Below are 15,695 nucleotides of genomic sequence, written 5' to 3' on the forward strand. Positions count from 1 at the left end.
AACAACAAGATGAAAAGACAAGTTCTGCTGTTGACTGCCCTTGCCGCCAGCCTGCTCGCAGGTCAGTCACTCGCTGCTGTGACGCCTCAAGAGGCTGAAGCATTGAAATCCACGCTTACACCACTAGGCGCCGAACGCGCAGGTAACGCCGACGGCAGCATTCCAGCCTGGACTGGCGGACTGACAACTGATCTAGCGGGTGCCAAATTTGGCGATGTGCCAGCAGACCCTTTTCCCGGTGAAAAACCTCTGCTGCGTATTACTGCGGCCAACGCCGACCAGTACGCCGACAAGCTAAGCGAAGGCACCCAGGCCTTGCTGCAGAAGTACCCAAACAGCTTCCACCTGGATGTCTACCCCACTCACCGTACAGCTGCCGCACCACAGTGGGTGTATGACAACACCATGACCAACGCCACGCGCTGCCAACTGACCGAGAACGGTTTGTCAGTACAAGGCTGCTACGGTGGTATCCCGTTCCCGATTCCGCAGAACGGCAACGAACTGATCTGGAACTTTCTACTACGGGTTGAGGCCGAGTCCATCGAAATGGGCTACCGCAACACCATCGGTAACGCCGATGGCTCGCGAACCATGGCCAGCCGCGGCGTGGAAAACTGGCAGTACCCTTACTACTACCAGGATGGCAGTGCGGAAAAATGGCCAGGTCGCTACGTACTACTGCGCTTCCTCACCAACGAACCTCCGTTCAAGGCTGGTGAATCGCTGGTCACCCACGACAGCATAAACGCCGCCAATCCACGTGATGCCTGGCAGTACCTGGTCGGCCAGCGAAGAGTGCGCAAGGCTCCTACCGTCGGCTACGACACGCCGGACTTCGTTGCGTCAGGCGCCAACTACTTCGATGAAGTGCATGGTTTCATCGGCCATCCGGATCGCTACGAGTGGAAGCTGATTGGCAAGAAGGAAATGTACATCCCTTACAACCTCAACAACTTCCACTCGCTCAAGCCAGACGAGGTCAACACCAAGGACGTGCTCAACCCCGAGAAAATGCGCTGGGAGTTGCACCGCGTCTGGGAAGTGGAAGCCACGGTCGCACCAGGCAAACGCCATGCGGTACCGAAGCGCCGCTTCTATATCGACGAGGACAGCTGGACCATCGCTCTAGCTGACGGCTACGACGCTCAGGGCAAGCTGTGGCGGGTAAACCAAGCCTTGCCGTTCGTGGTTCCGAAGATCCCTGCCGTGGTGGTCAAGCCAGTAGTCATCTACAACCTGCAGGCCGGCACCTACAGCGTGGTGCAAGGACTCAACGGCGAGCGCTACTCGGTGGTGCCACGCAAGCCGGAGAACTTCTTCACCGGCAATGCGGTCGCGTCGGACTCCGTCCGCTGACCAGTAAGTAGTAAAGGTGGGCACTCGCTGCCCACCCTCCGCTCGAGGTAATTACAGATGCAAAGATTCAGACCCGGCCTCCTGGCCTTGGTGCTATGCCTCGGCGCAGCCGCTAGTGCCAACGAGCAGGCGGTACCAACCGATCCGCTGCAGCAGCCGGCCCTGCACAGCACGATGGCGCAACGCGCCTTGATCCTCGATGTCACCCAGGCTGGTGATGCACTAGTCGCCGTTGGCGAGCGCGGCTTCATCCTCCGCTCGAGAGATAAGGGCCAATCCTGGCAACAGGTAGAGGTACCGGTCAGTGTCACCCTGACGCGCGTTGATTTTCCCACTCCAGATAAAGGCTGGGCCATCGGTCACGCCGGTACGATCCTGCACAGCGATGACGCCGGGCTCAGCTGGAAGGTACAGCTGGATGGCCGACAAGCCGCCCGCCTGGTGCTGGAAGAAGCCGAACAACGGCTGGCCGCGCAACCGGGCCAGGCAGCTGAACGGCGCCTGCGCGATGCGCAGAACCTGATGTCCGACGGGCCTGACAAACCCTTCCTGGCCGTGCACTTCAGCGACGAAAAGCGTGGCCTAGCGGTCGGCGCCTACGGCCTGGCCTTCGCCACCGATGATGGCGGCGCTACCTGGCAACCGGTCGACGAGCACCTGGACAACCCCGGCGCACTGCATCTGTACGCCATCGAGTCACTGGGCACCGACTTATTCATTGCAGGCGAACAGGGCCTGCTATTGCGCTCGCGCGATGGCGGTGCCAGCTTCCAGACACTGGATTCCCCAGCCAGCGGCACGCTGTTCGGTCTGGTAGCCAGCGGCCGGAATAGCCTGCTCGCGTATGGCCTGCGCGGCAAGGCCTATCTCTCCGAGGACGGCGGAGACAGCTGGCAGGCCGTGCCCAATCCGCAGCCCATTACCATTACCGCCGGCACCCGGCTGGACGATGGCCGCGTTCTACTGCTCGACGAGTCCGGCCGATTACTCGCCAGCCGCGACCCGCTCCAGGGCTTCAGCACCACAACACTGGACGAACCGACCTACCTGACAGGCCTGACCGAACTGGTCGACGGTCAGCTCGTACTCAGTGGCGCACGTGGCCTGTCGCGCCTGAATCTAGATGCCTTGAACCGGAGCGCCACCCGTGAACAGTAAAGCCACCACCCTGCAGAACGGCAGCGAAAACTCCATCGGCCTGTTCGACGCCCACTCCGGCAGCCTGCCCGAACGCCTGCTGTTCAAGTACCGTCAAGTGGTGATCGGCCTCTGCCTACTGATCAGCACAGTGCTCGCCTGGCAGGCGCAGGATCTGCGCCTGAGCGCGGCGTTCGAAAAGATGATCCCGATCGACCATCCGTACATCGAGAACTACTTCCAGTACCGCGGCCAGCTCGGCGAAGGCGGCAACACCCTGCGCATCGCGTTGCGCGCCAAGACCGGCAACGTCTACGACGCCAAGTACCTAGAAACCCTGAAACAGCTCAACGATGAGTTGTTCCTGCTACCTGGTGTTGATCGTCCCTACATGAAATCGTTGTGGACGCCAGCCACCCGCTGGATCGGAGTGACCGAGGAAGGCTTCGACGGTGGCCCGGTGATCCCCGAGGACTATGACGGTTCGCCAGCCAGCGTCGAGCAGGTGCGGCAGAACGTCGAGCGCTCCGGCGAGATCGGTCGCTTGGTGGCGCCCAACCTGCGCTCCACCGTGATCACCCTGCCGCTACAGGACGCCGCCACCGCTGGCTCCGACCACGGGCCGCTGGACTACCGGGCACTGTCGCAAACGCTCGACGAACTGCGCGAGCGCTACAGTAACGACAGTACCGACGTGGCCATCACCGGCTTTGCCAAGGTGGTCGGCGATCTGATGGAAGGCTTGGCGCTGATGCAACTGTTCTTCGCCGGCACGCTGCTGATCTGCGCCTTGGTGCTGTACTGGTACACCCGTTGCGTGCGTAGCACCCTGCTGGTGCTGCTTTGCTCGGTGGTCGCCGTAGTCTGGCTGCTAGGCCTACTGGCGACGCTCGGCTACGACCTCGACCCCTACTCGATCCTGGTGCCCTTCCTGATCTTCGCCATCGGCCTGTCCCACGGTGCGCAGAAGATGAACGGCATCATGCAGGACATCGGCCGTGGAGCCGACAAGCTCACCGCAGCGCGGTTGACCTTCCGCCGTCTGTTCCTCACCGGCGCCATGGCCCTACTGGCCGACGCGGTGGGCTTCGCAGTACTGATGATCATCAACATCCCGGTGATCCAGGATCTGGCCGTCACTGCCACCATCGGCGTACTGGTGCTGGTGCTGACCAACCTAGTGCTGCTGCCGGTGCTGCTCTCCTACACCGGCGTCAGCAAGACCGCCGCACGCCGTGAGGCCGAAGCCGAACAGCGCGCCACCAGCGATCTACTGCACGAACGTCATGCCCTGTGGGCCTTCCTCGACCGCTTCACCCAGCCCGGCCGCTGGAGCAAAGGAGCATTGATCGTTGGCGCTGCGCTGGCGTTTGCTGGTTTTGCCGTAAGCCTCAACCTCAAGGTCGGCGACCTCGACCCCGGTGCGCCCGAACTGCGCCCCGAGTCGCGCTACAACCAGGACAACGCCTTCATGGTCGGAAACTACGCGGCCAGCAGCGACAAGTACGTAGTGATGGTCAAGACGCCGGAATATTACTGCGCTAACTACGAGACGTTGGTGAAAGTCGATGCCCTGGAAGCCCGCCTGCAACAACTGCCCGGCGTAGTCTCCACCACCTCTCTGGCCGCCCTGAGCAAACAGGCCGCCGCGGGCATGAACGAAGGCAGCCTGACTTGGTACGAGATCCCACGTAACCAGGGCCTACTCAACGCAATCATTACCCGCGCGCCACGCGAGCTGTTCAACCAGAACTGCGACCTGCTGACCCTCAACGTGTTCCTCGCCGACCACAAGGCCGACACCCTGGCCCGCGTGGCCAGCACTGTGGAAGCCTTCGCCGCGACCAACGACACCGATGATCTGAAGTTCATGTCCGCCGCTGGCAACGCCGGCATCGAGGCTGCCACCAACATTGTGGTGAGGAAGGCCAACGTGCAGATGCTGCTGATGGTCTACATCGCAGTCAGCCTGCTGTGCTACATCACCTTCCGTTCCTGGCGTGCAGTGGTCTGCACGGTGCTGCCGCTGATGCTCACCTCGATTCTTTGCGAGGCGCTGATGGTCGGCCTGGGGATAGGCCTGAAGGTTGCCACGCTGCCGGTGATCGCCCTCGGCGTGGGCATCGGTGTGGACTACTCGCTGTACATCCTGAGCGTGACCCTGGCCAACCTGCGCCAGGGCATCGCCCTGTCACGCGCCTATTACCTGGCATTGCTGTCCACCGGCAAGGTGGTGGTACTGACCGGCGTAACGCTGGGCATTGCGGTCGCCACCTGGGCCTTCTCACCGATCAAGTTCCAGGCCGACATGGGCATCCTGCTGGCCTTCATGTTCATCTGGAACATGCTCGGCGCATTGATCCTCACTCCCGCCCTGGCCCGCGTACTGCTGGCGCGCAATGGCCGGCAGGTAACAGCCTGAACGAGACCGACAACCACACCGGCAGAACTTCTGCCCAACACCCAAATCACCTTTTCAAGGTTTAGCAAATGACCAACAAGGCTAGTTTCAACTGGATCGACCCGCTGCTGCTCGACCAGCAACTGACCGAAGAAGAGCGCATGGTGCGCGATAGCGCCGAGCAGTTCGCCGCAGACAAGCTCACCCCGCGTGTGCTCGAAGCCTTCCGCCATGAGCACACCGATCCGGCGATCTTCCGCGAGATGGGCGAAACCGGCCTGCTGGGCGCCACGATCCCCGAAGCCTACGGTGGCAGCGGCCTAAACTACGTGTGCTACGGCCTGATTGCCCGTGAGGTCGAACGCGTCGACTCCGGCTACCGCTCGATGATGAGCGTGCAGTCATCGCTGGTGATGGTGCCGATCAACGAGTTCGGAAACGAAGCGACCAAACAGAAGTATCTGCCCAAACTGTCCAGCGGCGAGTACATCGGTTGCTTTGGCCTAACCGAGCCGAACCACGGCTCTGACCCGGGCTCTCTGATCACCCGGGCGAAGAAGGTCGAAGGCGGCTATCGCCTGACCGGCAGCAAGATGTGGATCACCAATAGCCCGATCGCCGATATCTTCGTGGTCTGGGCCAAGGACGATGCCGGTGAGATCCGCGGCTTCGTCCTAGAGAAAGGCTGGGAAGGTCTCTCCGCTCCGGCGATTCACGGCAAGGTTGGTTTGCGCGCTTCGATCACCGGCGAGATCGTCATGGACAACGTGTTCTGCCCCGAAGAGAACGCCTTTCCGGATGTGCGCGGCCTGCGTGGCCCGTTCACCTGCCTGAACTCCGCGCGCTACGGCATTAGTTGGGGCGCTCTCGGTGCCGCCGAAGCCTGCTGGCACACCGCACGTCAGTACGTGCTCGACCGTAATCAATTCGGTCGCCCACTGGCGGCCAACCAACTGATCCAGAAGAAGCTGGCCGATATGCAGACCGAGATCACCCTGGCTCTGCAGGGCTGTCTGCGCCTCGGCCGGATGAAGGACGAGGGCACCGCTGCCGTGGAAATCACCTCGATTATGAAGCGCAACAGTTGCGGCAAGGCTCTGGACATCGCTCGAATGGCTCGTGACATGCTGGGCGGCAACGGCATCAGCGACGAGTTTGGTGTAGCACGGCACCTAGTCAATTTAGAAGTGGTCAACACCTATGAGGGAACTCATGACGTTCACGCTTTGATCTTGGGCAGGGCGCAGACCGGCCTCCAAGCCTTCTTGTAAAATTACTGGCAACCCAGGGCTTATAGCCCTGGGATGTTATTGTGCCGCTACCCTTAGCTTAAAACATACTTCTGCGAACTGGTCTGTATAGGTACTGGTATCCGCTCAACTTTCTTCGTAGTGGGGTAAGCTTTGGCTATTGCAGCTCAGCCGTGCCAACGTGAATCGCGCTCAGGCAATAAGGGCAACTGCACAGAGAATAACGCGCCGCCTGCTGGCGCATCAGCTACGGTAATTCGCCCTTTGTGCGCCCGGACAATCTCCTGTGCCAGGTGCAAACCCAGCCCGTGGCCGGGCTTATCAGTAGCGCCGCGGTAGAACGGCTGGAAAATATGTTCGCGGTCCTCGGGGGTAACACCCAAACCTTGGTCCGCCACGGCCACCGTTCCATTTGCATCCACCATTACACTGATGGTGCCCTTACCGCCCCCATGCAAGAGTGCGTTCTGAACCAAATTGGTGATGACACGGCTCAGCGAACTGGCTTGGCCAAGAACCCATACCGGATGGTCCGGGGCGTTAAGCACCAGATCGTCGCATCGGGGCAGCACTATCGGTGCTAATTCAGACACTACCTCCCGCACCAGAGTAACGAGGTCTACAGGTGCGAAGTCGACCTCCGGCGATTGCAGTCGCTGTAAGTCAAGCAACTGCTCGGCCACGTTAGCCAGGCGTGCCAGGTCGAGCAAAAGTACCGACTTTAAAGGGTGCGCCGGCATGCCGTCGATGCGTGCCATCAACACGGCAATGGGCATTCTTAATTCATGGGCGGCATCGCGTAGAAACCGGTCGCGCGCATGGTAGGCCTTCCCCAGTCGATCCATTGTGGCGTTGAACGCGGACACTAGCGGACGAATCTCACGTGGCACCGTATCCTCTGCCAAGTGTGCATCGAGATTTGAAATATCTAACTCTGACGCGTCTTTGGCGAGTTTGCGTACGCTACGGGTCGCGTGAAGCACCACGATGGGTGTGGCCAGCAGGGTGAACAAAATCAGCGGTATCAGGAAGTACGGACTGAGAAACCCAGTAGCTTGAAAAACAAAGGTGTTGAAGTTCGACGTTGCAGCGCCGCCGGCCATGATGTGGACACTGTGATTCTGGATCGACTTGACCTCGATGCGCACCGTCAGATCATCTCTACCCGGCAACGCGCGTACATGGGTGGGGCCGAGCAATGGGAGATTCTTTTCCAGATCAAGGAACGCTGGGGGCACTACACCCAGGTACGCCCGATTGTTTTTTTCGTCTGCGATGACAACCCATAAACCGGGGTTCGCGGCTTGCAGCTCGCGTAGGGCAGCAATGGGATTTAACCGCAAAGCATCAGTCTGCACCGACGTGGAGTCGACCACTGCCTCTATGGTGGCGTCGTCGATGAACCCGTAGTTTTCGTCGATGATGTGATACAGCATGCCGGCAATCGAAGTCACCAGCACCACCGCCTGAATTAGGCACAGCGACCAGAGCAGTCGGCCTATCAGAGAGGTATTGCGCAACGCTCTCATTGGGCTTCCTTGAGCAAATAACCGACCCCACGAATCATCATGATCTCTACCCCTGCATCCGCATCTTTCAGAGCGCGGCGCAGTTTCGATACATGGGCGTCGAGGGCGTTCGATTGGATCTCGTCCTCCAGTCCGTACACCGCCTCATGCAGACTCTCGCGCTGCACGGTTCGACCTTGGCGATACACCAGCGCTTCTAGGATAAGCATTTGCCGCCTGGGTAGGAGCAGCGGCTGCCCATCGACAATTGCTTCCCGCGCAGAGAAGTCGAAGGTCAAGGCAGCAAGGGTGGCGCAGGGCAACGCCACCGTAGATGGACGCCGAGCTATAGCGCGGATACGCGCCAACAGCTCGTCCACCGCCACAGGCTTCACCATGTAGTCGTCAGCCCCTCCGTTTAATCCGTCGACGCGTTCGGCCACCTCACCACGCGCGGTGAGCAGAATGATCGGGAGTGCCGGTGAAAGGTGCCGAGCTGTGGCAATAAACCCAACACCATCACCGTCCGGCAGGCCGCGATCCAGCACGAGGAGGTCGTGAACGCTCAACTTTAAAGCGGAGCCTGCGTTGGCCAACGTATGGACGATATCGACTACCAAGCCGTGACGCCCCAATGCGCCCTGGAGGGCTTGAGCCAGAGATAGATCATCTTCGACTAGAAGGATGCGCAACGCGGCCTCTCAGAACGGTGCTAACGAGGCGACATAGTAACGGATGGTAAAAAAACGCGACGCAATGTTCAGGCAACGTACGGCGGTAATGATGCAGCGCAACAGATCTTTCATGGGAATGCTTTATGAAACCAGCCATTGTGGTGTTTGGTGCGCAAACCAGCCGAGGGGCTCTCGTTGCCCGCCAGTATGGGAATGACGGTTACGACGTGGTGCTAGTCGCGGAACATGCCGAATCCCTGTCGGCCTTGATCACCATTCTGACCAGCGAAGGCGTGTATCCGCAGACGTTCATTGGCCCCCTGACTTCGCCTGAGCAGGCTGCCGAACTGATCAGAACAATCCGCGTCACGATTGGCCCTATTGATGCGCTGTTTTATAGCTCACCATCACAGCCTGAGAGGTACTTGGATGAAGTCGAAAGGCCGTTTGATCTCACCTTGGCGTCCATTGTTCGCGAGGTGCTGCCACAGATGCGCGCCCGTAGAGCGGGGACCTTGCTGGTTGCGCCGAGCCTTTATGCAGAGCACGACTCCAGGCTGTCAGCGACACACCGCTACCTGCAATTCCTCCAACGGGGATTAGTGAACGACGGCGTCCACATCAGCACGCTCACAGTAGGCTCCCTCTTCTGCCAAGAGCATGTTCTGCCGCTGGGGTTGATACCAGAGGATGACGCGTCACGGCATACCAGCAACTCTTCCTTTCTCTGACCCTGGGATACTGTATGAGCGTTCGAGCCTAAGCCCGCGTCTTCGCAAATCGACTTACCCAGCCGCATTAAATCGTGTAAAAACATGCCGCAAAAAAAGCCAGCACTACGGCTGGCAATGGGAAATCGATAGCAGAAACACCAGGCGTAGAGCGCAAGCGGTAGAAAAAGCCAAGTCGATGGGCATACTCTGAGCAAGTGGAGTCCCGATCCGCCGACAAACGAAAACAGCACTCTACTGCCTGAAAAGACTTAGGAGGCATTTCAAAGGAGTGGCCGCTTCTGGGTCAATAGCGGTTATTAAACACATACTTTAGTGAGCTCAGGATAAGTAACCACCATCTACGTTCAGCGACACACCGGTTGTGTAGCTGGAAGCGCTGCTGGCGAGATATAGCACTGCACCGGCCATTTCACTCGGTTCAGCCACTCGTTTCGCTGGAATACGCTGCAACAGCTTATTACGTATGTTGTCGTCCTTTACCAGTGCAGATGCAAATTTGGTGTCAGTAGCCCCTGGCAAAAGCGCGTTGCAGCGAATGTCAAATTGCGCGCACTCTTTCGCAAATACTTTGGTCATGCTGATCACGGCTGCTTTGGTCATCGAATAGATGCCTTGGAATTCCCCAGGAGAGACGCCATTGACCGAGGCCACGTTGATGATGCTTCCACCACCATTTTCCTTCATCAACTTGCCTCCTTCGATTGACATGAAGAAGTAGCCGCGAATATTCACATCGACTGTCTTCTGGAAAGCACCCAGATCAGTATCCAATACGTTGCAGAACTGCGGATTGGTGGCCGCATTGTTGACTAGGATATCGAGGCGACCGAACTGTTCGCGAATAGAGGTGAAGACGCTCTGAATCTGTTCCATCTCACCTATATGGCAAGCGACAGCTGTGGCCTTACCACCATCAGTGGTGATGGCGTCTGCGACTTTCTGGCAGTCGTCTATCTTGCGGCTTGACACAATCACATGGGCGCCTTGCTGGGCGAGCAGCTTGGCGATAGCTTCTCCGATACCCCGGCTAGCGCCAGATACGAATGCAATCTTGCCATCTAGATCGAACAGGTGAGTTTTAGACATTCTGGTTACCGTGAACTATGAGTTGAAAATGACCGTAGATGAGAGCAAATAACGTAATGAGTGCCTCTCACAGACATTTTGCCTTCCACCGCCTGATGGGTATTACTGCCCCGTGAAGCTTGCATCCCTTCGCTCAAGGAAGGACTGAACGCCCTCTTTGAAGTCGTTGCTCTTGATCAATGGCAGGAGGTCGGGAATGAGCCGATCCATAGCAACTTGTTCGCCCTGACTAATAGAAAGACGGCTGCTATTAAGTGTGGCCGAGACTCCAAGCGGAGCCTGACTTGAGATGCGCTCAGCAATCTTTAGCGCTTCCTCGAACTGCTGACCAACGGGGCAAATAGCCTGAACCAATCCCATCCGATAAGCCTCGTTCGCATCAAACTCATCACCCGTAAGCAGGTAACGCATCGTGTTGCCCCACCCGATGTTCTGCACAAAACGAACTGTCGCCCCACCCACGGCATAAAGGCCGCGCTGAACCTCAATTTGCCCAAAGCGGCAGTTGTCTGCTGCCACTCGGACATCAGCAGCCAGCATCAACTCCAGCGCCAGGGTGTAGCAGACGCCCTGCGTGGCCACGACGACCGGCTTGCGAACACGACGAGACGGATCAAGGCCAAAGGGATCGCAAGCGCCTTCCGGTAGCGCTGGAAAGCTACCTTTGGCGAACTGAACAGCCCACTGCTCCAGCTCCAACCCTGCGGTGAAATGTTTCCCTTCGCCATAGAGCAAGCCGCAGCGCAAAGTGGGGTCTGCATCCAGAACCCCATAAGCCACAGCCAATTCAACATAGAGATCAATGTCCATCGCGTTCATCTTTTCAGGACGATTGAACCCGATGCAGAGAACATTGCCGCGCCGCTCAACTTTGATCTTATCGACCATCAGAAACCCACCCGCAGCCTAACCGTTAATTTGCAGTCGATGACTTGCAAGGCGCGCCGGACTTTCCGCTTGCCCACACAATCGCCTGCTCCACCACTCTTGAATAATTGGCATCACTGTAGATTTCAGCGTAGTGCCCTAGCGCGGAATAGAACGCGCGACCTTTGCCCAGGCAATGCTTCCACATCATGGGATGATCCTTACCCATGCTGATGTCCACTCCGACCATCTTGGGTGAATAGCTGGCCTCGTCGATGCTCAGTAGAACCTCGACTCCAGGGCGCGGACTCTTATCGAACGAGTACCACTCATCCGCCATGACCCAGGTGTGTGGCAGGTGGGCCACAATCGGATCTGCTGGTGCATCGACGGTCAGCGTTGCGGATTGCTTCTGCGGAAACATCGGGTGCCCCTTGAACTGCGCCTTGATCACATCGCTCACGTACCAAGACCAGGCGTATTCAGGATCGCCTCCAGAGGCATGCAGGCCTACATAACCGCCACCGCTCCTGAGGTAACTCTCGAAAGCTTGGCGCTGTGCCTCGGTCAAGACGTCGCCGGACACGTTATTCCAGACGATAACGTCGAACTTGCTTAGGTCAGCGGCATTATGAATAGCGGCGTTTTCTGTTTGATAAATGTGCCAGCCATTCGCCTGCGCAAGCCGAGCAAGCAAATCGTTGGCCGCAGGAATCGCATCCTTGTGAATGAAGCCATTGGTCTTGTCGAAGACCAGAATAGCGGGCGATTCGACACTCACGTTTTGCGGCGGGTCCTGATCATAGACAGGGTCACGGAATAACCCTTGGGACCGTAGGAAGAAGTAGATAAAGATGCCAAGCAGCATCACAACTGCGAGCAATACAAGCAGCGTACGACGGACGATTTTCATTAAAAATACCCAGTTGTGAAGTCAGATCCGACCGGCCTTGAACTCAGTCACGGCGTGATCCACTGCCCTTGCCGTCAGCGCCATCAGCGTGAGCGATGGGTTTACGCAGGCCGCAGAGGTCATACAGGAGCCATCGGTAACGAAGAGATTGGGAACCTCATGGCTCTGATTCCACTTGTTCAAGAAAGAGTCTTTTGGGTTGCGGCCCATACGAGCAGTACCCATTTCATGAACACTGGCTCCTGGAGGTGTACCGGAGAAGTCCTGGATCATCACAGCCCCGGCATCGGCAAGCATCTGATGGGCTTCGGATACGATGTCCTTGACCATGGCCTTTTCATTGTCTCTGTAGACGTAATCGAAGCAGGCCAACGGGATGCCATACGAGTCAGTCAACGTGGGGTGCAGAAACATCTTGTTCTCATAGTTCGGCAGAACCTCGCCGAAGCCGGCCACGTACATGAGCCAAGGGCCGGGGCCTTTCATTGCCTCTTTGAACTTTGCCCCGAAGCCAGGAATCACGCCGAACTTTGAGTTCCAGCCCAGACGCTGTGCAGCAGCCTGGTAGCCATAGCCACGCAGATACGGCTCTTCGCCGTTGGTAAGGTTTTTAAACCGGGGAATGTAGATCTGGTTGGGCCGATATCCGTATGGGTATTTCTCCAGATAGCCAGGCATCACTCCCAATGCACCATTACCGTAGGTGTGATCCATAAGGTAGCGCCCCAGCACACCACTGGTATTGCCCAAACCTTCGGGGAAGGTTTCGCTTTTGGAATTCAGCAGGATCTGCGTGCTGCCGATGGTAGAGCCGCAGAGAAAAATCATCTTCGCAGAGAACTTCAGTTTTTCTCGGGTGTTCGCATCGATCACGCGAACCGACGACGCTCGCTTGGTCGCGTGATCGTACTCGATGCTTTCTACAACACTGTCGCAACGCAGCGTCATATTCCCGGTAGCTTGGGCAGCCGGAAGCGTCGAGACGATGCTGTTGAAATACGCCTTGAAGGTGCAACCACGCTCGCATTTAAAACAGTAAGTGCAGGCCCCGCGGTTGTTCTTCGCCTCGGTCTGGATAGCCATCCGGCCCATCGTTACGCAACGGGAACCGCCGTAAGTCTCCTTGACCTTCTGCGCGAAAACCTTCTCCACATGGTTCATCTCCATGGGCGGCTGGAACTCACCATCAGGGAGCTGCGCCAGGCCTTCTTTTTGTCCGCTGACGCCAATGAATTTCTCTACATAGCTGTACCAGTCCTTCAGATCGTCGTAGCGGATCGGCCAGTCGCAGCCATGGCCATCTTTTTTGTTGGCTTCGAAATCTAGGTCGCTGAACCGATAAACGTGACGCCCCCAAACAAGGGATTTACCACCAAGCACACCAGGGCGAATCCACACGAAGGGCTTCTCTGGGTTGAAAGCGTAAGGATTCGCTTTGTCGTTGTTGAAGAAGTGGCGCGTGGTTTCGTCGAATGCATAGATTTTGCTCTGAACTGGATACTCAGTGTCATACAGCTCACGCAAAGGTTTACCACCGAATGGAATCTTCCACGGCGGCTGAAACATGCCTTTGTAGTCGACATCGTGCTTGATCTCTTTGCCGCGCTCCAGCACAAGAACCTTGAGACCTTTTTCGCAGAGTTCCTTGGCAGCCCAGCCGCCAGTGATACCCGAGCCGATGACGATTGCATCAAAATCAGTCTGCATAAAACACCATTAAAAAATTGCCATCAGGCGAGTGGCTTATTGGTGCAGCCGGTCGATCACCAGATGTACTGGCGACCGCCGCTGTCTTTTAGATCGGCCTCACCGCTGTATCTGCCCGGTACAGGCAGGTACTGCATTTCGGTGTTGGAAGCCGCCTCAGAGGTGTAGTAACCAACCACCACCAACTCTTTGAGCTTGGCGAAGAAAGGCGCTTCTTGATCGATAGCGCCCTTACCCATCACAGAGGCTGGCGTGATGGGCTGCGGATGAGCCTTCGCGTACTCCATTGCGATGGCCTCGAAGCTCTGCAAGCAAGCCACTTGCTGCGCCTGCTCGCTTTTGATGAAGTCGCGGCCAAACGCTTTCAAGCAGTACTCATCGAGTGCTGCTAGCCCTTCGAGAAAAATGCTTCGCTCACGAGGGGCATACCAGTCAGAGACCACGCTCTCGACAAAGTCAGGGACCTTCGCATCCACCGCGCCAGGAGTATCTGTGCGAGGGATGATCAGGTCCGATAGGACCGAGCAAAGCCGGGCCTGATGAGAGTTGAGTGGAAAGGAAAGCAGTTGCTTATCGCCCCCCGCCAACGCATTGACCAACCCACTGGCGGTAAGACCACCAAGTAGCACGCATGTATTTGCCAGAAACTGCCGACGTAGCATTATTAGATCCCCAGTACTGTCAGAAATTGAGTGACAAAGGAGTGCGTTAACGCACTCCGGCCTGCCTCAAGCGTGCGGGGGTAAACTCTTTCAGATCAGGCTTCACGTCGAAGTTGACTGGCGTTTCTTCCTGCGCAAGAGCATTGATCGTGTAGCGGCCAGAGATGAGGTCGTACTGCGCTTCACCTGAGGTCCAGACGATCTGATGGTCGTAGTAGTTGATGATGTAGGTTTCTGCGAGACGCCACAGGGCACCTCGGCTATCACGACTTTCGGCGACCAGAATCTGGTAGGAGTCCTCGTCGAAGTAGAAGTCACGCTGGGAATAGATGTGCCGCACACCCGGCTTCAACTTGGCCCGTACATGCCAAACACGGTGCAGTTCGTAACGGGTGAGATCCGGGTTGATGTGGGTCTTCTGGATGATGTCCTTGTAGGTATTGGTACGCGAGGCGAACCGATAGCTGTTGTACGGAACGTACATCTCTTTCTTGCCCACGATCTCCCAAGTGAAGCGATCCGGTGCACCGTTAAACATGTCCACATCGTCCACCGTCATGAGACCGCCGGCGGTCGGGGTGTCATAACCGACCGTGGGGGATCGCCGAACTCGACGCTGCCCCGGTGTGTATGCCCAAGACTGGCGTGGAGCGATCGTCTGGTTGACGGTGTCCTGAATCAGGCGCACCCCACCCGCATCACGCGGTGGTGCCAGGGTCTCCTGAAGGTAGTAGAAGAGCATGTTGCCTTCTTGGGAGCCGTCATTGCGGAAGTCGCGGTTGAACAGGTAGAGGTCCCGGTTTTTGCCGATTGTGTAGCTACCTCCTCCCTGGATATTGGCCCCGGCATTGGTTCGCTGGACCGCGTTGCCACGGTAGCGCAGCAGGTGATTCCAGAGGACCTCCAAACCAGATTTTGGCAGCGGGAACGGAGTGGCAACCTTCACTTCCGTTACGCCGTTGCCATCTTCGGTCAGCTTGGTGTGTTCAGCGTTTACCTTGGCGGCGTCATACACAGACTGTGGAAAAGATGCGGACCGGTGAGTTGGATAGACGTTCATCTTCCAGGTATCGGGATGCCGGTGCAGCATGGCCAACTGGCCCTCGCTAATCTTGTCCTTGTAGCTCTCCGCATTGGCTGCGGTGATAGTCAGCAGGGGCTTGTCTGCTGCGTAGGGGTCCTTGTAGCCCGTTGCCGGGTCGAAGGCATCCTTGGTCATTGGCAGACCACCATCCCAAGCAGGAATCGAACCATCGGCATTTCCGGCCTTTTCTGCACCGACCGGAGTTAGGTCTTGGCCCAAACGGGATAAATCAGAAGCCGCCAATACGTGACCACACGAGATTAACGCCAGTGCAGCAACTAGATGAATTTTATAGAAAGCAGTCATTACTACA

13 protein-coding genes are annotated in these 15,695 nt (G+C 57.5%); 5 read left to right on the plus strand and 8 right to left on the minus strand.

Translation table 11 applies throughout. The annotated features are described in order from the left end of the window. Window positions 1–9: 9 nt before the first annotated feature. From VCA57_RS20095 to VCA57_RS20110, 4 genes are all read left to right on the plus strand, one after another. On the plus strand, window positions 10–1,359 hold the full coding sequence (locus VCA57_RS20095; RefSeq protein WP_411186961.1) for a DUF1329 domain-containing protein: 1,350 nt from the start codon (window positions 10–12) through the stop codon (window positions 1,357–1,359). A 57-nt stretch (window positions 1,360–1,416) separates the two neighbouring features. Continuing rightward, window positions 1,417–2,517, plus strand: a complete 1,101-nt coding sequence (locus tag VCA57_RS20100; RefSeq protein ID WP_411186963.1) for a WD40/YVTN/BNR-like repeat-containing protein — start codon at window positions 1,417–1,419, stop codon at window positions 2,515–2,517. Then, window positions 2,507–4,918 (plus strand): efflux RND transporter permease subunit, encoded by a 2,412-nt coding sequence (locus VCA57_RS20105; RefSeq protein ID WP_411186965.1) that lies wholly within the window; start codon window positions 2,507–2,509, stop codon window positions 4,916–4,918. The genes VCA57_RS20100 and VCA57_RS20105 overlap by 11 nt, the downstream gene beginning before the upstream one ends. Before the next feature lie 68 nt (window positions 4,919–4,986). After that, the gene (locus VCA57_RS20110; protein ID WP_411186967.1) at window positions 4,987–6,168 is read left to right on the plus strand and encodes an acyl-CoA dehydrogenase; all 1,182 of its coding nucleotides are present in this window, start codon (window positions 4,987–4,989) and stop codon (window positions 6,166–6,168) included. 146 nt (window positions 6,169–6,314) lie between these two features. Here VCA57_RS20110 and VCA57_RS20115 read toward each other — a convergent pair whose 3' ends face one another. Both VCA57_RS20115 and VCA57_RS20120 read right to left on the minus strand, forming a co-directional pair. Further along, entirely contained in the window at window positions 6,315–7,676 is a 1,362-nt protein-coding gene (locus VCA57_RS20115) for a sensor histidine kinase (RefSeq protein WP_411186969.1), read from the minus strand. Continuing rightward, a complete protein-coding gene (locus VCA57_RS20120; RefSeq protein ID WP_411186971.1) occupies window positions 7,673–8,347 on the minus strand; it encodes a response regulator in 675 nt (224 codons plus the stop codon). Before VCA57_RS20120 ends, VCA57_RS20115 begins: the two co-directional genes overlap by 4 nt. 125 nt (window positions 8,348–8,472) lie before the next feature. Between VCA57_RS20120 and VCA57_RS20125 the strand changes: the two genes are divergently transcribed. Further along, window positions 8,473–9,060: an SDR family NAD(P)-dependent oxidoreductase gene (locus VCA57_RS20125; protein WP_411186973.1), complete on the plus strand. Its 588-nt coding sequence runs from the start codon at window positions 8,473–8,475 to the stop codon at window positions 9,058–9,060. Between the two features lie 321 nt (window positions 9,061–9,381). Here the strand turns inward: VCA57_RS20125 and VCA57_RS20130 are convergent, their stop codons facing one another. The 6 genes from VCA57_RS20130 to VCA57_RS20155 form a co-directional block, all read right to left on the minus strand. After that, window positions 9,382–10,149, minus strand: coding sequence for an SDR family oxidoreductase (locus VCA57_RS20130; protein ID WP_411186975.1), 768 nt, complete (start codon window positions 10,147–10,149; stop codon window positions 9,382–9,384). 102 nt (window positions 10,150–10,251) lie between these two features. Beyond that, window positions 10,252–11,037, minus strand: coding sequence for a crotonase/enoyl-CoA hydratase family protein (locus tag VCA57_RS20135; RefSeq protein WP_411186977.1), 786 nt, complete (start codon window positions 11,035–11,037; stop codon window positions 10,252–10,254). A gap of 25 nt (window positions 11,038–11,062) precedes the next feature. Further along, window positions 11,063–11,929, minus strand: a complete 867-nt coding sequence (locus VCA57_RS20140) for a ThuA domain-containing protein (RefSeq protein ID WP_411186979.1) — start codon at window positions 11,927–11,929, stop codon at window positions 11,063–11,065. A 21-nt stretch (window positions 11,930–11,950) separates the two neighbouring features. After that, entirely contained in the window at window positions 11,951–13,636 is a 1,686-nt protein-coding gene (locus VCA57_RS20145; RefSeq protein WP_411186981.1) for a GMC oxidoreductase, read from the minus strand. A gap of 56 nt (window positions 13,637–13,692) precedes the next feature. Then, window positions 13,693–14,298 carry a gluconate 2-dehydrogenase subunit 3 family protein gene (locus VCA57_RS20150; RefSeq protein WP_411186983.1) on the minus strand — a complete coding sequence of 202 codons (606 nt, stop codon included), beginning with the start codon at window positions 14,296–14,298 and terminating at the stop codon, window positions 13,693–13,695. Window positions 14,299–14,344: 46 nt separating this feature from the next. Beyond that, on the minus strand, window positions 14,345–15,688 hold the full coding sequence (locus VCA57_RS20155; protein ID WP_411186985.1) for a DUF1329 domain-containing protein: 1,344 nt from the start codon (window positions 15,686–15,688) through the stop codon (window positions 14,345–14,347). Between the last annotated feature and the right edge of the window lie 7 nt (window positions 15,689–15,695).

Origin of the sequence: Pseudomonas sp. (genome assembly GCF_046581935.1) — a bacterium.
GTDB lineage: Bacteria > Pseudomonadota > Gammaproteobacteria > Pseudomonadales > Pseudomonadaceae > Aquipseudomonas.